We start from the raw sequence: 19,306 nt of genomic DNA, 5'->3' as shown, positions 1-19,306 counted from the left end.
CCGATGCCGGTCGTAAGTCTTCACCAGATAATGGGCCATCTCGCGTCCCTGCCCAAGGAGACGAACCGTAGGCCCAAGCTGCTCTTTGCGTAAAGTAAATAGGATAGGTTGGCTTCACGGTCTTCGACTATGCTGCGTTGCAACAATCCAGAGCGCTCCGCCGAAGAACGAGCGGCGCCACAAAACCCAAGATGAGAGGTCAACGAATACCTCTTCCACTTTAGATTGCTTTCCGGAGTAGCGACGCCCGACTGGCCGGATATGCGACATCCCCCTTCGACGACGGAGGACCTGGGCGCCCAAGTTCTCGGCAGAACGTTGATCGCGCGCCGGTGGGGCCCGCCAGCAGTTCCCTCCACCGGCCCGGCCCGTCAGCCTAGCCTTGTGATGCGAGGGGCCCCCGATGAGCGCTGAGCCGCAGGGCGCCGAGGCCGCGCGCCTTTCGGGCGCAGCGGCGCGCCGTCAGCGCGTCGTGCGCACGCGCCGCCAATACAACCAGTGGGCGGCCAACCAGACGCTGGAAGACTATGCCCTGCGCTTCACCGCCGAGGGCGGCCGGCGCTTCACGATCGGCCGCATCGGCAACACCGCCCTGGGCTCGATCGCCTTCCTGGCCTGCGAGGCGGTGGGCGCCTCGATCACCCTGGACTTCGGCCTCCCCAACGCGCTCGCAGCCCTCGCGGTCTTCGCCGTGATCGTGCTAGTGACCGGCTTTCCGATCTGCTTCTACGCGGCGCGCTACGGCGTCGACATGGACCTGCTCACCCGCGGATCCGGCTTCGGCTACATCGGCTCGACCATCACCTCGGCGATCTACGCCTGTTTCACCTTCATCCTGTTCGCCATCGAGGCGGCCATCCTGTCGACCGCGCTGGAGCTCTGTTTCGGCGTGCCCTTGGCCGTAGGCCATCTGATCAGCGCCCTGATCGTCCTGCCGATCGCGGCCTATGGGGTGAAGCGGATCAGCTGGATGCAGAACTGGACCCAGCCGGTTTGGCTGGTCCTGCAGCTCGCCCCGCTGATCTATATCGCCCTGCACTATCAGGCCGTCAGCGACGCGGTCGCGGTGCACGCCGGCCGCTCCGGCTGGAGCTGGCCGATGATCGGGGCGGCGGTGGCGGTGCTGCTCTCGCTGCTGCCGCAGATCGGCGAACAGGTCGACTACCTGCGCTTCCTGCCGCCGCGCCGGCCGGGGAAGAGGTTCGCCTGGTGGAGCGCCCTGACGATCGCCGGCCCGGGCTGGATCCTGATCGGCGGGGTGAAGATCCTGATCGGCGCGGCGCTCGCCTGCCTGGCGGTCGGCATGGCCCTGTCGCCGGCCGACGCGGCCCAGCCCGCCCGGCTCTACGACATCGTCTTCCTGGGGCTGACCCACAATCCCGCCGTGGCGCTGGCGCTCACCGCCCTGTTCGTCGCGGTCTGCCAGATCAAGATCAACGTCACCAACGCCTACGCCGGCTCGATCGCCGCCTCCAACTTCTTCTCCCGGCTGACCCATCGCCACCCCGGCCGGGTGGTCTGGCTGGTCTTCAACATCTTCATCGCCCTGCAGCTGATGGAGATCGGGATCATGAACGTGGTCGCCGGCATCCTGGCGCTCTACGCCAACTTCGCGGTGGCCTGGATCGGCGCGGTGACGGCGGACCTGCTGATCAACAAGCCGCTGGGCCTCAGCCCCAAGGGCATCGAGTTCAAGCGCGCCCATCTCTACGACATCAATCCGGTGGGCGTGGGCGCGATGGGCTTCTCCCTGATCGTCTCCACAGTGCTGTTCTGGGGCGTCTTCGGGCCGGCGGCCAAGGCCTTCTCGCCGCTGGCGGGGCTGGCCGCCGGCTTCGTGGCGGCGCCGGCGATCGCCAAGCTCACCCGCGGCCGCTACTATCTCGCGCGCACCGACGGCCTGGCGCCGGGCGGTCCCTCCACCTTGGTCTGCACGGTCTGCGAGAACCCCTTCGAGCGGCCCGACATGGCCTTCTGCCCGGTCTATCAGGGCGCCATCTGTTCGCTCTGCTGCACGCTGGAGGCGCGCTGCCACGACGCCTGCAAGCCGGAGGCGCCGCTGATCGGGAAGGTCGGGCGCGCAGTGCGCCGCTGGGCGCCGGCCGGCCTCGTCGACGGGACCTATCCCCTGGTCGCCCGCTTTGTCATCACCCTGCTGGCCTGCGCCCTGGGCATCGGCGGCGCCCTCTGGCTGGTCTACGACCGGCTGGGCGTCGGCACGCCTCGCGCCGAGGCGGTGGGCGCGGCCCTGCTGGTGGTGTTCGCCGCCTTCATGACGGTCGCCGCCTTCGCCGTCTGGTTCTTCATCCTCGCCAGCGAAAACCAGCACGCCGCCGAGAGCGAATCCGACCGCCAGACCACCATGCTGCTCGAGGAGATCGAGGCGCACGAGCGCACCGACGCGGCCCTGCAGCGGGCCAAGGAGGTCGCCGAGACCGCCAACCGCGCCAAGAGCCGCTACATCGTCGGCGTCAGCCACGAGATCCGCGCGCCCCTGAACGCCATCTCCGGCTACGCCCAGCTCCTGGAGCGCAACCCGAACGTCAACGTCCCCCAGGCGGTGCGGGTGATCCGCCGCAGCGCCACCCACCTCGCCGACCTGGTGAACGGCCTCCTGGACATCTCCCGCATCGAGAACGGCACGCTGAGGCTGGAGAACGCGCGGGTGAACCTGATCGACCTGCTGGGCCAGGTGGTCGACATGTTCCGCCTGCAGGCGGCCAACAAGGGCCTGGCCTTCCACCACGCCTGGCCGGACAACCTGCCCGCCTACATCTACGGCGACGAGAAGCGGCTGCGGCAGATCCTGATCAACCTGCTGTCCAACGCCATCAAATACACCGACGCCGGCGGGGCCTCGCTGACCGTGCGCTGGAGCGGCCAGACCGCCGAGTTCATCGTCGCCGACACCGGACAGGGGATCGACGAGGGCGACCTGGAGCGGATCTTCGAGCCGTTCGAGCGGCTCGGCGGCCCGACCGGCGCGCCGGGCGTCGGCCTCGGCCTGACCATCACCAAGGTGCTGGTCACCGTGCTTGGCGGCGACATCCAGGTCCGCAGCGAGCCGGGCAAGGGCAGCGCCTTTTCGGTGAAGCTTCACCTCTCCGAGCGCCGCTCGCCGGGCGAGGCCAAGCCGCGCGCCCAGGCGGTCAACGGCTACCGCGGGCCGCGCCGGCGCATCCTGGTGACGGACGACGATCCGGTGCACCTGGACCTGGTGCGCGACCTTTTGGGACCGCTCGGCTTCGACCTGACCTTCGCCCGCGACGGCGAGGCCTGCCTGGCTGCGGCGGCGCGCCAGCGGCCGGACCTGGCGATGATGGACGTCTCCATGCCGGGGATGGACGGCTGGACCGCGGCGCGCGCGCTGCGCGCCCGCCTGGGGCCCGACCTCGCCATCCTGATGGTCTCGGCCAACGGCTACGACTTCTCGCGCAGCCGGCGCGAAGACGACCCGCACGACGACTTCCTGATCAAACCCTACGAGGTGGATGACCTCCATGAACGCCTCCGCGTCCTGCTTGACCTCGAATGGCGCCACGACGATCCCGCAGGCGCAGCCAATGCAGCCCTCCATGGCGACTGACGCGCTGATCCTGGTCGTCGACGACGACCCCGAGGCCTGCGCCCTGGTGACCGCCGCCCTCGACCAGGCGGGCCTGCCGGCGATCTCCACCGGCAGCGGCCAGGCGGCCCTGGCCCTGGTGGCCGAGGCGCGGCCGAGCCTGGTGGTGCTCGACGCGGTGATGGACGGGCTGTCGGGCTTCGAGACCTGCCGCCGCCTGAAGGCCATGCCCGACAGCGCCCACCTGCCGGTGATCTTCATCACCGGCCTGAGCGAGACCGAACACGTTGTAGAAGGCCTGCGGGCCGGCGGCGTCGACTATGTGACCAAGCCGATCGTGCTGGAGGAGCTGGTGGCGCGGGTGCGCGTGCACCTGGCCAATGCGCGCTACGCCGAGAGCGCCCGCATGGCGCTCGACGTCGCCGGGCGCTCGCTGTTCGCGGTGGAGACGCCGAGCGGCGCTTTGCTTTGGCGGACGCCGGCGGCGGCGGAGCTCCTCGCCGCCAGCTTCCCGGGCGCGGGCGCGGGCCTGCCGCCGGAGATCGCCCAGCCGGTGGCGGCGATGACGGCGCGGCCGCCGGAACCGGGAACCGCGCCGATCGTCGTGGTGCTGGAGGGCCGACGGCTGGAAGTGGCCTACTTGGGGAGCAGCGGTAAGGAGGCCTATTTCCGGCTCAGCGAGTCGGTCCAGGGGCGTGAAGCCGACATACTAAGATCGGCCCTCCAGCTCACGCAGCGCGAAGCCGAGGTGCTGGTCTGGATCGCGCATGGGAAGCCGAACCGCGACATCAGCGAGATCCTCAACATCAGCCCGCGCACCGTGAACAAGCATCTCGAACAGGTCTTTTCGAAGCTGGGCGTCGAGAACCGGGCGGCGGCCGCGGCGATCGCAACGCGCGTGGTCGCCGCCCGGAACTGACTCTCCTCACTCTCCTTGGAACTGCAGGGGAATCGCACATGCGCCGAACGCCCCCTCAGTCGCTTCGCGACAACTCCCCCGTTTCACGGTGGAGCATCTTCGGCCCAGATCCTCCACCGCAACGCGGGGGAGGTGGCTCGCGCAGCGAGACGGAGGGGGCGTTGCCGCCCATCCGATAGCTCTCCTTAGAACTGCAGCTGGGCGCCCAGCGTCAGGGTGTCGTTGTCCTGGCCGCCGTCGGTGTCCAGGTGGGCGTAGTCGAGCGAGAGCCGGGCGTTATGGCCCTTGATGATGTAGTTCAGGCTGGCGTCGAACTGCTTGGTCTTGATGTCCAGCAGCTTGGCGTCGAACTGCTGGAAGCGCACCACCGGCTGGAACTTGCCGATGCCGACCGTCTGCGGGAACAGGAAGCCGGCGGAGACCAGATAGGCCTTGCCCTCGGTGATCCCGCCGACGTTGTCCGTGCCGCCGGCGCCGCCGAAGCCCGGAAAAACGTCCAGAACGCCGTCGGTGTCGTACTTGTAGTAGGCGCCTTCCAGGGTGACGGCGCCGCCGCCCATCACCTTCTTCTCCATCAGGGCGTCGACGTTCCAGGCCTTGTAGTCGCCCTTCGCCGAGGCCGTACCGATGGCGTCGTTCTGCATCATGCCGGCGACCGCGACGGTCAGGATGTCGGCCGAGCCGTAGTAGGTGCTGCTGGTGTAATAGCCGGGGTTGTCCTCAGGCTCCCAGAAGTTGAAGGCGACGCGGCCGGCGAACAGCGGGTCGCCGCCCTCGTTCGAGGCGCCGGAGATCTTGTTGTGGCCGCGGAAGACGCCGGCTGAATAGACCAGCTTCTTGTCGATCAGCTTGCCCCAGACGACCACGCCGTCGTCGCGGCCGGCGAAGCGCGCCGGATACTGCGAGACCAGGCCCGGGAAGTTGTAGGTCGACAGATAGTAGGGTCCGTCGAGATTGGAGCGGTCGCTCGGCGGCAGCAGCCGGCCGCCCCAGATGTTGAAGGCGTCGCTGAACTCGAAGCGCAGGTAGCCGTCCAGCAGCTTGATGTTCCCGTCGCCGTCACGCTCGGTGTTGAAGGTCGCGCCGATGGTCTTGTTCAGCTGGCCGTTCACATAGAGGCGGACGCTGTCGAGATTGGTGTCGAAGTCAGACGAGCCGTCCGGCGCGCCATGTTCGTCCTGGGTGACGCTGGCGCGAACGCCCAGGCCCACGCTGATCCAGCTGTCGTCGCCCAGCGGAATCTTGGCTCCGGCCTGGGCTGCGCTCAGCGGCGCAAGGCACGCGCCGGCCGCGGCCGCCAACAGAAGCCCGCGCAGCCGCAGCCGGCTGCGGCGATAATCCTTTTTCATGAGATCCCCCTCACAGACGTTGCGCGTCCAGTCGCAACAGCGGCGCAGGTCCGCGCCCGTGTCCAAGTGTCGTCCGCGGGCGGAAAATCGGAATACGTCAAACAGCGTAGCCTGGGATGGAGGGGCGACGGCGCGCCTCGCGGGTGAGCGACAACGCCGCAGGTGAGGCGGGCCGCCATCCTGGCGCCACAACCGCCGCCCAGAGGCCTTGAACAGTCGAGCCTCAAGGGAACCTCTCATGCGCAAGTCCGTCATCGCCATCGTCCTCGCCGCGATCGCGATCCCGGCCCTTCCGGCGCAGGCCGACCCGCCGCCTTGGGCGCCGGCGCACGGCCGGCGGGCCAAGGAGCGGGCGATCTACGACAGCCGCGGCCGCTACTATGAGCCCCGGGCGATCGGCGAGCGTGACCGCGTCTGGCGCGGCGGCGACGGCCGCTACTACTGTCGCCGGGGAAACGGAACCACGGGCCTGGTGATCGGCGGCGCGGTCGGCGCCCTGGTCGGCCGTGAGCTGGATGGCGGCCGCGACCGCACCGTGGGCACCGTTCTCGGCGCCGCCGGCGGGGCGCTGCTCGGACGCGAGATCGACCGCGGCGGCATGCGCTGCCGCTAGAAGTGCTGACGCCGGGGCGCCGAGGCCGCTAAGGTCGGTCGCGACGGCTCCTTCGGGAGCCGAGGCTTCAGCCCTGAGGCGAGACCATCGAACGAGACCTCCTGCTGCGGCTCGGCGCGGCCCTCGGCATCGGCCTGCTGGTCGGCGTCGAGCGCGCCTGGCATCAACGTGACGAGCGCGAGGGCGGGCGAACGGCCGGCGTCCGCACCTTCGCGCTGATCGGCCTGCTCGGCGGCCTCGCCGGCGCCTTGTCGGGCGCGGCGGCAAGCTACGTGCCCTGGGTCGCGAGCCTGGCCATCCTGACCACCGCCTTCGCCGTCTTCAGCTACCGCGAGGGAGGCGCCGACCAGGATTTCAGCGTCACCAGCGTCGTCGCCGCCATGGTGGTCTTCAGCCTCGGCGTCATGGCCCTGCTCAGCGATTTGCTCATCGCCGCCGCCGCCGGGGTGGTCACCGCGGGCCTGCTGGCGGGCCGCGAACTCCTGCACCGCGCCGTCGCCCGGCTGACCTGGCTGGAGCTCCGCTCGGCGCTGCTGCTGCTCGGCATGACGGCGGTGATCCTGCCCGTTCTGCCGAACCGGCCGATCGATCCCCTGGGCGCGGTCAATCCGAGCGAAGTCTGGCAGTTCATGATCCTGACGGCGGCCATCTCCTACGCCGGCTACATCGCGCTCAAGATCGGCGGCCCGGAGAAGGGGCCGCCCCTGGCCGGGCTGGCGGGCGGGCTCGCATCGTCCACCGCCACGACCCTCGCCCTGGCGCGGCTGAGCCGCGGGACGCGCGACACTCTGGGGCTGGCGGCGGGCGTCTGCTTCGCCTCCATGGTCTCGGTGGTTCGGGCGACCTTGCTGGCGGCGATCGTCGCCCCCGGCCTGCTCGTCGAGTTGGCGCCTGCGGCGGCCGCCGCCGCCTTGATGTTCGCCGCCGGGGGGCTGATCGCGCTGCGGCGCCGGACCCGCGGCCAGAAGGCGCCCGACGAAGTCATCGTCCCGTTCGAGTTCGGCGCAGTGTTCGGCTTCGGCGTGCTGCTGGCGGCGATCATGCTGCTGGGCGCCTGGCTGGCGAAGACCGCAGGCGCCGCGGGAACCTACGCCCTTGCGGCCGCCTCGGGCCTCGTCGACGTCGACGCCGTCACCCTGTCGCTGGCGCGGCGCGCGGCGCAGGGCGAACCGGCGACGGTGAGCGCGGTCGGGATTCTCATCGCCCTGGGCGTGAACGCCGTCCAGCGGGTGATCCTCGCCTTGTCCTTCGGCGCCAGGGCCTTCGCCGTGCGGTTCGCCGTCGTCACGGCCGCGGCCCTGGCGGCGGCGGGCGCCGCGATCGGCGTGACCGCGGTCCTCTGACAATCGCGCCTACGCCGCGCGGCCGAGCGCCTCCTTCAGGCCCTGACGGGCCAGCTCGTCGGCGCGTTCGTTGTGCTCGTGGCCGGCGTGGCCCTTGACCCAGCGCCAGTCGACCTCGTGGCGCTGGCGCGCAGCGTCGAGACGCTTCCAGAGGTCGTCGTTCTTCACCGGCTTCTTGTCGGCGGTCAGCCAGCCACGGCGCTTCCAGCCATGGATCCACTCGTGGATGCCCTTCTGGACGTACTGGCTGTCGGTGTGCAGCTCGATCTTGCAGGGCCGGGTCAGCGCCTCCAGAGCCTGGATCGCGGCCATCAGCTCCATGCGGTTGTTGGTGGTCGCCCGCTCGCCGCCCTTCAGCTCGCGACGCTTGTCGCCGTAGAACAGGATCGCCCCCCAGCCGCCCGGCCCCGGATTCCCCGAGCAGGCGCCGTCGGTAAAGATCACCACCTTGCCGGTATCGGGGGACATTTCAGGGGACATCAGGCCGGGTCTCCGAACAGGACGAGGTCAGGGGCCGCGCGGTGCACGGCGAGCTTGCGCTCGTATTCCAGCGGGTCGTGCGGCTTGACCAGCGCGCCGGCCGGGGTCGCGCGCCAGTCCTGCAGCCGGGTCAGGAAGAACCGCATCGCCGCGCCGTGGGCCAGCATCGGCAGGGCCGAACGCTCGGCGTCGGAGAGCGGTCGGTGGGTTTCGTAGCCCGCGACCATCGCCCGCGCCGCGGTGATGTTGAAGCTGCCGTCCGGCTCGAAACACCAGGCGTTGAGCGCGATGGCGATGTCGTAGGCGAGCGCGTCGTCGCAGGCGAAATAGAAGTCGATGGCGCCGGCGAACTCCGGGCCGTGGAAGAAGACGTTGTCCGGGAAGAAGTCGGCGTGGATGACCCCTTCCGGCAGGCCCTTGGGCCAGTCCTTGGCGAAGTGGGCGAGGTCGGCCTCGATCACCGCCTGCAGGCCGGGCTTCAGCGCCTCGGCCGCGTCGCCGAGCGGCGCGAACAGCGAGCTCCAGGCCGCCTGGCCGAGGTCGTTGTGGCGGTGCATCGGAAAACCCCGCACCGCCAGGTGCAGCCGCGCCAGCCCCTCGCCGGCCTGGCGGCAGTGGGCGACAGAGGGCTTGCGCACCGACAGACCCGGCAGGAAGCCGACGATGGCGCAGGGCTTGCCGCGCACCCGCTTCAGCGCCTGGCCGTTGCGATCGGCCATCGGCGAGGCGCAGGGATAGCCGTGCTCGGCGAGCCAGTGCATCAGCTCGATGAAGAAGGGCAGCTCCGCCTCGTTGGTGCGCTGCTCGTAGACCGTCAGGATGAAGCGGCCCCCCTCCGTCTCCAGCAGGAAGTTGGAGTTGGAGACGCCCTCGGCGATGCCCTTGAAGCTCACCGCCTCGCCGAGGTCGAAATCCGCCAGCAACTGGGCCAGCTCGTCGTCCGTTATGTCCGTATAGACCGCCATGGGCGCTGCGTGCGCGAGCCTGCGGGCCGGGTCAAGACACCTCGGCGCCAGCGTGCTAGGATCGGCGGACTTTCAGGAGAGCTGTCTATGATTGCGCTGAAGGTCGAAAAAATCGGTGACCAGATCGCCGTGATCCTCAACGAAGAAGCCCTCGACGTGCTGAACGCCCAGGTCGGCGGGATTCTGCACCTGGAGCCCACGCGCGACGGCCACGTGTTGGCGGCGGTGACCCAGGAGGTCTGGGTCGAGGACTCCCACGCCCGCGGCCGCGCCTTCCTGAAGCGCTACAACCGAACGTTCGAACGGCTGAGCTGAGGCCGGCGCCGAACGCCCCCTCAGTCAGCTTCGCTGACAGCTCCCCCGCAAGCGGTGGAGCATCTACGGTCCAGATCCTCCACCGCAACGCGGGGGAGGTGGCTCGCGCAGCGAGACGGAGGGGGCGTTCGGGCGGCTACTCCACCAGGGCCCGCGGCAGCTTGAAGCTGACCGTTTCCGGCTCGGCCTGGACTTCCTCGACGGTGAGGTCGAAGCTCTCGGCGAGGCGGTCGAGCACGCCGTGCACCAGCACCTCGGGCGCCGAGGCCCCGGCGGTGACGCCCACGACGGACGCGCCCTGCAGCCAGTCGAGATCCAGGGTGTCGGCGTCCTCGATCAGATAGGCCGCTGCCCCAGCCCGCCGTCCCACTTCAGCTAAACGCACCGAGTTCGACGAGTTGGCGCTGCCCAGCACCAGCACCACGTCGCTCTTCACGCCCAGGGCCTTCACCGCCTCCTGGCGGTTGGTGGTGGCGTAGCAGATGTCTTCCTTGTGCGGCGCGGCGATGGCCGGGAAGCGGGCGCGCAGCGCCGCCACGATCTCGGCCGTATCGTCGACCGAAAGCGTGGTCTGGGTGACGAAGGCGACATTGGCGGGATCGCGGGGCGCGAAGTGGGCCACGTCCGCCACGGTCTCGATCAGGGTGACGCTCGCCTCCGGCAGCTGGCCCAGGGTGCCGACCACCTCCGGATGGCCGGCGTGGCCGATCAGCACGATCTCGCGGCCGGCCTCGTAGTGCCGCTCGGCCTCGACGTGGACCTTGGAGACCAGCGGGCAGGTGGCGTCGAGAAAGAGCATCTGGCGAGCCTTGGCCGCGGCCGGCACCGACTTCGGCACGCCGTGGGCCGAAAAGATCACCGGACGGTCGTCCGGCGCCTCGTCCAGCTCCTCGACGAACACCGCGCCCAGGGCGCGCAACCGGTCGACCACGTGGCGATTGTGGACGATCTCGTGGCGCACATAGACCGGCGCGCCATATTTCTCGATCGCCCGCTCGACGATCTGGATCGCCCGGTCGACTCCGGCGCAGAAGCCGCGCGGGCTGGCGAGCAGGACTTTGAGCTTGGGGCGCGGGACGGCGTCGGACATGGCCGGAACTTAGGGGCTGGAGGCCGCCGGGACCAGCCGCGTTGCGGCCGCATTCGTCACGCTGTACTTAGGCGCCACACCGCGCGCTCATCTGCGCCCTTCCTCGATCATGGACGCTCCTCATGCGCCGCCTGCTTCTCGTCGCCGCAGCTTTTGTCGTGGCGACCTCGACGGTCCCGACCCTCGCCTACGCCCAGATCGATCCGGGCGGCGACCAGCAGGACGACGCCGCCGCGAAGAAGAAGAAGGACGACGACTGGGGTGACAAGCAGGCGCCGCTGCCGGCCCTGCGCAACGCCGGCCCCTGCCCGTTCGCCAAGAGCCTCTATGACGCCGCCCGCTACGTCGAGTTCAAGGGCGGCCAGGAGGCCTCGGCCTCGGTCGGCTTCACCGGCGAGATCCAGGGGGTTTCGGCCGCCTGCGAGTACAAGTCGGACGAGCCGATCAAGGTCACCATGAACCTGCTGTTCGAGTTCGGCCGCGGGCCGCAGGCCGAAGGCTCGTCGAACACCTACCGCTATTGGGTGGCCGTCACCGACCGCAACCGCGAGGTGCTGGCCAAGCAGACCTTCGACCTGCCGGTCAGCTTCCCGGCCGGCAAGGATCGGGTCTACAAGTCCGAGACTGTCGGCGGCATCGTCATCCCGCGCGCCACCGCCACGGTGTCGGGGGCCAATTTCGAGATCCTGGTCGGCTTTGACGTGACGCCGGAAATGGCCGCCTTCAATCGCGAGGGCAAACGCTTCCGCCCGAACGTCGCGCCCACCGTCGCCGCCCAGGACAACGCCAAGCGCCCATGAGCGACCTGAAACGCATCTTGAGCGAAGCGGTCGAAGCCGCCTTCGCCGGCCTTGGCTTGCCCGCCGAGCTCGGCCGGGTGACCGCCTCGGACCGGCCGGACCTGGCCGACTTCCAGTCCAACGGCGCCCTGGCCGCGGCCAAGCGGGTGGGCAAGAACCCGCGCGAGCTGGCGACCGCCGTGGCGGAAGCCCTGAGCGGCGATCCGCGCCTGGCCTCGGTCGAGATCGCCGGCCCGGGCTTCATCAACCTCAAGCTCGCCCCGGCCGAACTGTCCCGCCGGGCGAACGAGATCGCCGCGGATCCGCGCGCCGGCGGCGAGCTGGTCGAAACCCCGCGCCGGGTGCTGGTCGACTACGGCGGCCCCAACGTCGCCAAGCCGATGCATGTCGGCCACCTGCGCTCCTCGATCATCGGCGAGTCGATCAAGCGGCTCTATCGCTTCCGCGGCGACGTGGTGGTGGGCGACGCCCACTTCGGCGACTGGGGCTACCAGATGGGCCTGCTGATCGGCGCGGTCTGCGACGAGAACCCGCAAGTCGCCGCCGCCGTCGCGACGCTGAACGCCCGGACCGACCTGCCGGCTGACTGGACCGAGCTCGAGCCCGCCGAGTTCGAGACCGTCTCCCTGGCCGACCTCGACCGGCTCTATCCGGAGGCCGCCGCCAAGGGGAAGACCGAGCCCGACTACCGCGACCGCGCACGCAAGCTGACCGCCGAGCTGCAGGCCAAGACGCCGGGCGCCTACCTGCTGTGGCGGCGCTTCGCCAAGGTCACCCGCGTGGCGCTGGAGCGCGACTTCCATGCGCTCGGCGTCGACTTCGACCTCTGGAAGGGCGAGAGCGACGTCGATTCGCTGATCGAGCCGATGGTGGCGGACCTCGCCGCCAAGGGGCTGCTGGTCGACGACCAGGGCGCCAAGATCGTCCGGGTCACGCGCGAGGGCGACAAGCGCGAGCTGCCGCCGCTGCTGGTGGTCTCGTCGGAAGGCTCGGCCATGTACGGCACCACCGACCTGGCGACCATCCTCGACCGCAAGAACAGCTTCGATCCGGAGCTGGTGATCTACTGCGTCGACCAGCGCCAGGCGGACCACTTCGAGATCGTCTTCCGCGCCGCCTTCCTGGCCGACTACGCCAGGGACGGCCAGCTGGAGCACATCGGCTTCGGCACCATGAACGGGACCGACGGCAAGCCCTTCAAGACCCGCGAAGGCGGGGTGCTGAAGCTCAACGACCTGATCCAGATGACCCGGGACAAGGCGCGCGAGCGGCTGCACGAGGCGGGCCTGGGCGAGAGCCTGCCCGAGGCGGAGTTCGAGGACATCGCCCAGAAGGTCGCGGTCGCGGCGCTGAAGTTCGGCGACCTGCAGAACTTCCGCGGCACCTCCTACGTCTTCGACCTCGACCGCTTCACCAGCTTCGAAGGCAAGACCGGCCCCTACCTGCTCTACCAGGCCGTCCGGGTGAAATCGGTGCTGCGCAAGGCGGCCGACGAGGGCGCCGTCGCCGGCGAAGTCAGGGTGGCCGAGCCGGCCGAACGCGACCTGGCCCTGACGCTGGACGCCTTCGAGGCGGCGCTGGCCGAGGCCTACGACAGACACGCCCCCAACGCGGTGGCCGAGCACGCCTACCGCCTGTCGCAGAGCTTTTCGAAGTTCTACGCCGCCTGCCCGATCCTGCAGGCCGAGCCCGCCGTCCGCGCCAGCCGCCTGACCCTGGCCCAGGCGACGCTGCGCCAGCTGGAGCAGGCGCTGGACCTGCTGGGGATTTCGGTTCCGGAGCGGATGTAGGTCGGAAACCTTGCCGCCGGCCTCCGGGTTGTTGCGACGACAGGAGGCCCGCCATGGAAACCGCACTTGAACGCGAACTGCTCGGTCTCGAGACGCAGTTCTGGAACGCCATGAAGACCAAGGACATCGATGCGGCGCTGCGCCTCACCGACGAGCCCTGCATCGTCACCGGCGCCCAGGGCGTCGAACGACAAGAAGAGCTTCGCCCAGATGATGCAGGCCGGCGACTGGCAGCTGCGTGACTTCACGATCCGCGACGTGAAGTTCGAGCAGCTGGACGACAACGTCGCGATCATCGGCTACCAGGTCCACGAGGAGCTCACCGTCGACGGCAAGCCCGTGTCGCTCGACGCCGCCGAGGCCTCCACCTGGGTGCGCAAGAACGGCCGCTGGCTTTGCGCCCTGCACACCGAATCCCTCGCCGGCGACCCCTACGGCCGCGACCGGGCGACGGCGCATTAGGCGGCGGAACTCAGATGCTCCCCCTGAGGGGGAGCATCTTCGGCCCAGATCCTCCCCCGCTGCGCGGGGGCGGTGAGAGTGTCTCTGATCCACCCTCAACGGGACTTCGGAAGGTCCGAACACTGGCAAACTCCGGCCCCAGCCCCCCTGCGCCATTTCCCGCGTTGACTCCCCACCGCCCATCACCCACCTTCCCGCCGACTCTCGCGGGAGATACCGGACTTCGAGTCCGGAGCCGAAGGCGCAACCGCCCCGGAAACGCTCAGGCAAAACGGACCGCGAAGAGCTGATGCACGCTGGAAAGTAGTCGGTCGAAAGGCCGACTCGCCGAAGGAGCAGAGGGCCGCCAGCCATCGGCGGGACCCGAAATCTCTCAGGCCCAAGGACAGCGGGGGCGCGGGATGCCGGGACTTGTTCCGGCGGCTCGCTGGTCATCAGCCCGGAGTCCGTTTCAAGTGTCAGATGCTCCCGCCAAGACGGTCCTGAAGACCACGCCCCTGACCGAGGCGCACGTGGCGCTGGGCGCACGCATGGTCGCCTTCGCCGGCTACGACATGCCTGTCCAGTACACGGACGGCGTCCTGAAGGAGCACCTCTGGACCCGCGAGCACGCCGGCCTGTTCGACGTCAGCCACATGGGCCAGGCCCGGCTGCGCGGCGCCGATCCGCTGGCCGCGTTCGAGACCCTGACGCCCGGCGACTTCAAGGGGCTGAAGCCCGGCAAGCAGCGCTATTCGGTGCTGCTGAACGCGCAGGGCGGGATCGTCGACGACCTGATGGCCGCCCGGCCGGACGACGACGGCCTGTTCGTCATCGTCAACGGGGCCTGCAAGGAGAACGATTACAAGCTGATGGCAGACGCCCTGGCCGGCGCGGCCGAGGTCGAGCGGCTGGAAGACCGCGCCCTGATCGCCCTGCAGGGCCCCGAGGCCGCCGAGGTCCTGAAGCAGCACGTTCCGGAGGCCGCGGCCCTGGTCTTCATGGAGGCCCGCACGCTGACGGGCTTCGGCGTCGAGCTGATCGTCTCGCGCTCCGGCTACACCGGCGAGGACGGCTACGAGATCTCCATTCCCGCCTCGGCGGCCGTCGCGGTCTGGAACGCCCTGCTGGCCGACGAACGGGTCAGGCCGATCGGCCTCGGCGCGCGGGATTCGCTGCGCCTCGAAGCCGGGCTGCCGCTCTACGGCCACGACCTCGACGAGACCGTCTCGCCGATCGAGGCCGACCTCGGCTTCGCTGTTTCCAAGCGCCGCCGCGAGGCCGGCGACTTTCCGGGCGCGGCGCGCATCCAGCGCGAACTCGCCGCCGGCCCGGCGCGGGTCCGCGTGGCCCTGAAGGTGCTGGAAGGCGCGCCGGCCCGTGAAGGCGCCGAGCTCGCCGACGCGGACGGCGCCGTGATCGGCCGCGTGACCTCCGGCGGCTTTTCGCCGAGCCTGCGGCAGGGAATCGCGCTGGGCTTCGTCCCCCCGCGGCATGCCGAACCCGGGACGCGGCTGAAGGTCATCGTCCGCGGCAAGCCGCAGGCCTGCGAGGTCGTACAGGCCCCGTTCGCCGCCCACCGCTACGTCCGCAAGCTCTAGCTATGAAAGAGACTCGAATGCGCTTCACCAAGGACCACGAGTGGGTCGAGCTGGACGGCGACGTCGCCACCGTCGGCATCACCGCCTACGCCGCCGAGCAGCTGGGCGACGTCGTCTTCGTCGAGGTTCCCGAGGTCGGCAAGACGGTGAAGGCCGGCGACGGCTTCGCCGTGGTCGAGAGCGTCAAGGCCGCCTCCGACGTCTACGCCCCGATCTCCGGCGAGGTGGTCGAGGCCAACAGCGCGGTCGCCGAGGCGCCCGAGACCGTCAACGCCGCCCCGGAGGCCGCCGGCTGGTTCGCCAAGCTGAAGGTCGCCAACCCGGCCGAGATCGACCAGCTGATGGATCGCGACGCCTACGAAACCTATCTGCAGACCCTTTAATCCGCTCACCCCGGCGAAGGCTGGGGCCCAAGCTGAAGCGCCGCTTGGCTCTTGCCCCGGATCACGTCCGGGGCGGGACGAGCGGAGGAAAGACGGACATGCGCTACCTGCCCCTGACCCCCGACGACCGCGCCGAGATGCTGGCGGTCATCGGCGCGCCCGACGTGGACGCTCTCTTCTGCGACGTGCCTGAGGCCGCCCGGCCCCAGGACCTGTTCGACCTGCCGCTGCTGGCCGGCGAGATGGAGGTGGAGCGCGAACTTTCCGCCCTGGCCGCCCGCAACCGGCCGGCCGGCGCGGGGCCCTTCTTCTGCGGCGCCGGCGCCTACCGCCACCATGTGCCGGCGAGCGTCGACCACATCATCCAGCGCTCGGAATTCCTCACCAGCTACACGCCCTACCAGCCCGAGATCGCCCAGGGCACGCTGCAGGTTCTCTTTGAGTTTCAGACGCAGGTGGCGGCGCTCACGGGGCTCGATGTGGCGAACGCCTCGATGTACGACGGGTCCACGGCCTGCGCCGAGGCGGTCATGATGGCGCAACGCGTCACCCGCCGGGAGAAGGCTGTCCTTTCCGGCGGCCTGCATCCGCACTACGCCGCCACCACCCAGACCATCGCCCACGCCGAGGGCATGGACATCGTCCGATTGGCCGCGGCGGTCGACGCCGAGGCCGCGGTGATCGACGCCATCGACGCCGAGACCGCCTGCGTCGTCGTCCAGACCCCCAACGTCTTCGGCGTGGCCACCGACGTGACCCGGATCGCCGAGGCCGCGCACGCCGCCGGCGCCCTCCTGATCGTCGTCACCACCGAGGCGGTCTCCTACGGCCTGCTGAAGTCGCCGGGCGCCATGGGCGCGGACATCGCCGTCGCCGAGGGCCAGTCGATCGGCAATGCGCTGAACTTCGGCGGCCCCTACGTCGGCCTCTTCGCGGTGCGCGAGAAACTGGTGCGGCAGATGCCCGGCCGGCTCTGCGGCGAGACCGTCGACGCCGACGGCCGCCGCGGCTTCGTGCTGACGCTGTCGACCCGCGAGCAGCACATCCGCCGGGAGAAGGCGACCTCCAACATCTGCACCAACTCCGGCCTCTGCGCGCTGGCCTTCACCATCCACCTGTCGCTGCTGGGCGAGACCGGTCTGCGCCGGCTGGCGGAGATCAACCACGCCCGGGCGCGCGAACTGAAGGATGCGCTGGCGGGCGTCGCCGGCGTCGAGATCCTGACGCCCCGCTTCTTCAACGAGCTGGCGATCCGCACGCCCGGCGACGCCGCGGCCCTGGTGGAGGCGGCGCTGGCCGACGGGGTCGTCGCCGGCGTCCCCTATTCGCGCCTCGATCCCCATGCCGGCCTGGACGACGTCCTGCTGCTGGCCGCCACCGAAACCACCACCTCCGAAGACGTCGCGGCCCTGGTCCGCACCCTTGAACGGAATATCGGCCGATGAGCATGCAGAACGTGGGCCGTCCGACCCGGCCCGAGAGCCCCGCAAGTGATGCGGACGCGCCGTTCGCCTCCCTGACCGGCGGCCGCGGCCTGCTGCAGGACGAGCCGCTGATCTTCGAACTGGGCGGCTGGACCAAGACCGGCGTCGACCTGCCGGCCGCAGACGCCGACGCCTCGGACCTGGGCGACCTGGTGCGCGCCGAACCGATCGGCCTGCCCGGCCTCTCCGAGCCGGAGGCCGTGCGCCACTATGTGCGCCTGTCCCAGAAGAACCACGCCATCGACCTGGCGCTCTATCCGCTGGGCTCGTGCACCATGAAGCACAACCCACGGCTCAACGAAAAGATGGCCCGCCTGGCCGGCTTCGCCGACCTGCATCCCCTTCAGCCGGCGTCTACGACGCAGGGCGCCTTGCAGCTCATGGACCGGCTGGCGCACTGGCTGAAGACGCTGACCGGCATGCCGGCGGTGGCGCTGCCGCCCAAGGCCGGGGCGCACGGCGAGCTCTGCGGCCTCCTGACCATCAAGGCCGCGCACGAGGCGGCCGGCCACGGCGAGCGCCGCCGGGTGCTGGTCCCCACCTCCGCCCACGGCACCAATCCCGCCACCGCCGCCTTCGTCGGCTATTCGGTGCAGGAGATCGCCCAGACCGAGGACGGCCGGGTCGACCTCGCCGACCTCGCCGCCAAGCTCGCGCCCGACGTCGCCGCCATCATGGTGACCAATCCGAACACCTGCGGCCTGTTCGAGCGCGACATCGTGGAAATTTCGCGGCTGACCCACGCGGCCGGAGCCTACTTCTACTGCGACGGGGCGAACTTCAACGCCATCGTCGGCCGGGTGAGGCCGGGCGACCTGGGCGTCGACGCCATGCACATCAACCTGCACAAGACCTTCTCGACGCCGCACGGCGGCGGCGGGCCGGGCGCGGGCCCGGTGGTGCTGTCGGCCGCGCTGGCGCCCTTCGCCCCGGCTCCCTGGGTGACCCACGGGTCCGACGGTCTGACGCTCACCGAGGAGGCCGTCGGCGAGGCCGCCCAGGCCTTCGGCCGGTTGAGCGCCTTCCACGGCCAGATGGGCATGTTCGTGCGCGCCTACGCCTATATGCGCAGCCATGGCGCCGACGGCCTGCGGCAGGTCGCCGAGGACGCCGTCCTGAACGCCAACTACATCAAGGCCAAGCTCGCCGACGTCATGTCGCCGGCCTTCCCCGACGGGCCCTGCATGCACGAGGCCCTGTTCGACGACGCCTGGCTGGACGGAACGGGGGTGACCACCCTCGACTTCGCCAAGGCGATGATCGACGAGGGCTTCCACCCGATGACCATGTACTTCCCCCTGGTCGTGCACGGCGCGATGCTGATCGAGCCGACCGAGACGGAGTCCAAGCGCGAGCTCGACCGCTTCTGTGACGCGCTTCGCGCGCTGGCGAACGCCGCCAAGGCCGGCGATACGGAGCGGTTCAAGGCCGCCCCGAGACTGGCTCCGCTGAAGCGGCTGGACGAGACCCTGGCGGCCCGCAAGCCGCGGCTTACGTGGCGCCCGGAACCCATACCTGTGGCGCCGGCGCCATTGGCTGCGGAATAGAGCCGCATGGATAGAAATTAACCGGACGTTGTCTTTACGATTCCCCGGACCGCTCACATATCTGAGAGGCGCGGTGCTGGACCGACTCCCCTCGGAACGACCGCGCGACCCCAGGTTGCGCTCGTGTCCTTCGTTATGCCCTCTCTGCGCGTGAACCGCGCCTCGGACGAATTCGCCCGCGATCTGCTGGCGAAGATCAGCCGTTTTCTTCTGCTGTTCCTCGGCGGCGTCATCATGCTGGTCGGCCTGGGCCTGGCGGCCCTGCCCGGACATATCGGCCTGCCGCTGCTGGTGGTCGGTCTGATGATCGTCCTGCGCAACTCCTTCGCGGCCAAGCGCCAGTTTGTCCGCATCCAGCGCGCTCACCCGAAGATGGTGTTCCCGATCCGGCGCCTTATGCGCCGGGAGCCGGAGATCATCCTGGTTTTCTGGCAGCAGTATCTGCGCGTCGAGCGCCTGGTGCTGCCGAAGCGGGCGCGGTTCGGGGTGAAGTCTCGCCGCGGCCTGAAGCGCAGGATCCGCGCGAGCCGCCTGGTCTAGGCTGTGGCGCCGCCGCCATGCTCTCCAGGAACAATTCGCCGCCGAGCGGAGTTTCACCTCTCCGCCGCGGGAACGCCACAG

The 19,306-nt window shown here is 69.9% G+C and carries 18 protein-coding genes and 1 riboswitch; of the genes, 14 read left to right on the top strand and 4 right to left on the bottom strand.

Features of this window, described 5'->3' with window-relative positions; all coding sequences use genetic code 11:
* The first annotated feature begins 403 nt into the window (after positions 1-403).
* Positions 404-3,586 (top strand): hybrid sensor histidine kinase/response regulator, encoded by a 3,183-nt coding sequence (locus ACSQ2B_RS21230; protein ID WP_436053027.1) that lies wholly within the window; start codon positions 404-406, stop codon positions 3,584-3,586.
* Complete coding sequence (locus ACSQ2B_RS21225) at positions 3,576-4,484, top strand: response regulator (RefSeq protein ID WP_436053026.1); 909 nt, start codon at positions 3,576-3,578, stop codon at positions 4,482-4,484. Before ACSQ2B_RS21230 ends, ACSQ2B_RS21225 begins: the two co-directional genes overlap by 11 nt.
* A gap of 185 nt (positions 4,485-4,669) precedes the next feature.
* Here ACSQ2B_RS21225 and ACSQ2B_RS21220 read toward each other — a convergent pair whose 3' ends face one another.
* Positions 4,670-5,833: a hypothetical protein gene (locus ACSQ2B_RS21220; protein WP_436053024.1), complete on the bottom strand. Its 1,164-nt coding sequence runs from the start codon at positions 5,831-5,833 to the stop codon at positions 4,670-4,672.
* A gap of 238 nt (positions 5,834-6,071) precedes the next feature.
* Here ACSQ2B_RS21220 and ACSQ2B_RS21215 point away from each other — a divergent pair, with 238 nt between their 5' ends.
* Both ACSQ2B_RS21215 and ACSQ2B_RS21210 read left to right on the top strand, forming a co-directional pair.
* A complete protein-coding gene (locus tag ACSQ2B_RS21215) occupies positions 6,072-6,446 on the top strand; it encodes a glycine zipper 2TM domain-containing protein (protein WP_436053022.1) in 375 nt (124 codons plus the stop codon).
* Positions 6,447-6,532: 86 nt separating this feature from the next.
* Positions 6,533-7,789 carry an MgtC/SapB family protein gene (locus ACSQ2B_RS21210; protein WP_436053737.1) on the top strand — a complete coding sequence of 419 codons (1,257 nt, stop codon included), beginning with the start codon at positions 6,533-6,535 and terminating at the stop codon, positions 7,787-7,789.
* A 9-nt stretch (positions 7,790-7,798) separates the two neighbouring features.
* On the opposite strand, the gene rnhA is transcribed toward ACSQ2B_RS21210, so the two are convergent.
* On the bottom strand, positions 7,799-8,257 hold the full coding sequence (rnhA, locus tag ACSQ2B_RS21205; protein ID WP_436053735.1) for a ribonuclease HI: 459 nt from the start codon (positions 8,255-8,257) through the stop codon (positions 7,799-7,801).
* A gap of 11 nt (positions 8,258-8,268) precedes the next feature.
* A complete protein-coding gene (gene thrB / locus ACSQ2B_RS21200; protein WP_436053020.1) occupies positions 8,269-9,234 on the bottom strand; it encodes a homoserine kinase in 966 nt (321 codons plus the stop codon).
* An 87-nt stretch (positions 9,235-9,321) separates the two neighbouring features.
* Here thrB and ACSQ2B_RS21195 point away from each other — a divergent pair, with 87 nt between their 5' ends.
* On the top strand, positions 9,322-9,549 hold the full coding sequence (locus ACSQ2B_RS21195) for a hypothetical protein (RefSeq protein WP_436053019.1): 228 nt from the start codon (positions 9,322-9,324) through the stop codon (positions 9,547-9,549).
* Positions 9,550-9,685: 136 nt separating this feature from the next.
* Here ACSQ2B_RS21195 and ispH read toward each other — a convergent pair whose 3' ends face one another.
* Complete coding sequence (gene ispH, locus ACSQ2B_RS21190) at positions 9,686-10,639, bottom strand: 4-hydroxy-3-methylbut-2-enyl diphosphate reductase (protein WP_436053018.1); 954 nt, start codon at positions 10,637-10,639, stop codon at positions 9,686-9,688.
* Between the two features lie 122 nt (positions 10,640-10,761).
* Between ispH and ACSQ2B_RS21185 the strand changes: the two genes are divergently transcribed.
* The 9 genes from ACSQ2B_RS21185 (at position 10,762) to ACSQ2B_RS21145 (ending at position 19,225) form a co-directional block, all read left to right on the top strand.
* Positions 10,762-11,439 carry a Tat pathway signal sequence domain protein gene (locus ACSQ2B_RS21185; protein ID WP_436053016.1) on the top strand — a complete coding sequence of 226 codons (678 nt, stop codon included), beginning with the start codon at positions 10,762-10,764 and terminating at the stop codon, positions 11,437-11,439.
* Positions 11,436-13,229, top strand: coding sequence for an arginine--tRNA ligase (locus ACSQ2B_RS21180; RefSeq protein ID WP_436053014.1), 1,794 nt, complete (start codon positions 11,436-11,438; stop codon positions 13,227-13,229). The genes ACSQ2B_RS21185 and ACSQ2B_RS21180 overlap by 4 nt, the downstream gene beginning before the upstream one ends.
* A gap of 53 nt (positions 13,230-13,282) precedes the next feature.
* Complete coding sequence (locus tag ACSQ2B_RS21175) at positions 13,283-13,471, top strand: hypothetical protein (protein WP_436053013.1); 189 nt, start codon at positions 13,283-13,285, stop codon at positions 13,469-13,471.
* Positions 13,440-13,691 (top strand): nuclear transport factor 2 family protein, encoded by a 252-nt coding sequence (locus ACSQ2B_RS21170; RefSeq protein WP_436053011.1) that lies wholly within the window; start codon positions 13,440-13,442, stop codon positions 13,689-13,691. The genes ACSQ2B_RS21175 and ACSQ2B_RS21170 overlap by 32 nt, the downstream gene beginning before the upstream one ends.
* A 197-nt stretch (positions 13,692-13,888) precedes the next feature.
* A riboswitch (glycine riboswitch) is annotated at positions 13,889-13,980 on the top strand.
* Positions 13,981-14,146: 166 nt separating this feature from the next.
* Positions 14,147-15,271, top strand: a complete 1,125-nt coding sequence (gene gcvT / locus ACSQ2B_RS21165; RefSeq protein ID WP_436053009.1) for a glycine cleavage system aminomethyltransferase GcvT — start codon at positions 14,147-14,149, stop codon at positions 15,269-15,271.
* A gap of 17 nt (positions 15,272-15,288) precedes the next feature.
* On the top strand, positions 15,289-15,654 hold the full coding sequence (gcvH, locus tag ACSQ2B_RS21160; protein WP_436053007.1) for a glycine cleavage system protein GcvH: 366 nt from the start codon (positions 15,289-15,291) through the stop codon (positions 15,652-15,654).
* Positions 15,655-15,752: 98 nt separating this feature from the next.
* Positions 15,753-17,099: an aminomethyl-transferring glycine dehydrogenase subunit GcvPA gene (gene gcvPA, locus ACSQ2B_RS21155; protein ID WP_436053006.1), complete on the top strand. Its 1,347-nt coding sequence runs from the start codon at positions 15,753-15,755 to the stop codon at positions 17,097-17,099.
* A complete protein-coding gene (gene gcvPB, locus ACSQ2B_RS21150; RefSeq protein WP_436053004.1) occupies positions 17,096-18,685 on the top strand; it encodes an aminomethyl-transferring glycine dehydrogenase subunit GcvPB in 1,590 nt (529 codons plus the stop codon). Before gcvPA ends, gcvPB begins: the two co-directional genes overlap by 4 nt.
* Before the next feature lie 123 nt (positions 18,686-18,808).
* The gene (locus ACSQ2B_RS21145) at positions 18,809-19,225 is read left to right on the top strand and encodes a hypothetical protein (protein ID WP_436053003.1); all 417 of its coding nucleotides are present in this window, start codon (positions 18,809-18,811) and stop codon (positions 19,223-19,225) included.
* The last annotated feature ends 81 nt before the right edge of the window (positions 19,226-19,306 follow it).

This window comes from Phenylobacterium sp. LjRoot225 (genome assembly GCF_964252855.1).
Taxonomy (GTDB): Bacteria; Pseudomonadota; Alphaproteobacteria; order Caulobacterales; family Caulobacteraceae; genus Phenylobacterium.
Note: the sequence above shows the minus strand (reverse complement) of the source record. Positions and strands in the feature narration are given on the sequence as shown.

What these genes read in the sequence shown, in the direction of transcription:
- ACSQ2B_RS21230 (WP_436053027.1), top strand. Translation starts at nt 404, where the DNA reads ATGAGCGCTGAGCCGCAGGGCGCCGAGGCCGCGCGCCTTTCGGGCGCA.
- ACSQ2B_RS21225 (WP_436053026.1), top strand. Translation starts at nt 3,576, where the DNA reads ATGGCGACTGACGCGCTGATCCTGGTCGTCGACGACGACCCCGAGGCC.
- ACSQ2B_RS21220 (WP_436053024.1), bottom strand. Translation starts at nt 5,833, where the DNA reads ATGAAAAAGGATTATCGCCGCAGCCGGCTGCGGCTGCGCGGGCTTCTG.
- ACSQ2B_RS21215 (WP_436053022.1), top strand. Translation starts at nt 6,072, where the DNA reads ATGCGCAAGTCCGTCATCGCCATCGTCCTCGCCGCGATCGCGATCCCG.
- rnhA (WP_436053735.1), bottom strand. Translation starts at nt 8,257, where the DNA reads ATGTCCCCCGATACCGGCAAGGTGGTGATCTTTACCGACGGCGCCTGC.
- thrB (WP_436053020.1), bottom strand. Translation starts at nt 9,234, where the DNA reads ATGGCGGTCTATACGGACATAACGGACGACGAGCTGGCCCAGTTGCTG.
- ACSQ2B_RS21195 (WP_436053019.1), top strand. Translation starts at nt 9,322, where the DNA reads ATGATTGCGCTGAAGGTCGAAAAAATCGGTGACCAGATCGCCGTGATC.
- ispH (WP_436053018.1), bottom strand. Translation starts at nt 10,639, where the DNA reads ATGTCCGACGCCGTCCCGCGCCCCAAGCTCAAAGTCCTGCTCGCCAGC.
- ACSQ2B_RS21185 (WP_436053016.1), top strand. Translation starts at nt 10,762, where the DNA reads ATGCGCCGCCTGCTTCTCGTCGCCGCAGCTTTTGTCGTGGCGACCTCG.
- ACSQ2B_RS21180 (WP_436053014.1), top strand. Translation starts at nt 11,436, where the DNA reads ATGAGCGACCTGAAACGCATCTTGAGCGAAGCGGTCGAAGCCGCCTTC.
- ACSQ2B_RS21175 (WP_436053013.1), top strand. Translation starts at nt 13,283, where the DNA reads ATGGAAACCGCACTTGAACGCGAACTGCTCGGTCTCGAGACGCAGTTC.
- ACSQ2B_RS21170 (WP_436053011.1), top strand. Translation starts at nt 13,440, where the DNA reads ATGATGCAGGCCGGCGACTGGCAGCTGCGTGACTTCACGATCCGCGAC.
- gcvH (WP_436053007.1), top strand. Translation starts at nt 15,289, where the DNA reads ATGCGCTTCACCAAGGACCACGAGTGGGTCGAGCTGGACGGCGACGTC.
- gcvPA (WP_436053006.1), top strand. Translation starts at nt 15,753, where the DNA reads ATGCGCTACCTGCCCCTGACCCCCGACGACCGCGCCGAGATGCTGGCG.
- gcvPB (WP_436053004.1), top strand. Translation starts at nt 17,096, where the DNA reads ATGAGCATGCAGAACGTGGGCCGTCCGACCCGGCCCGAGAGCCCCGCA.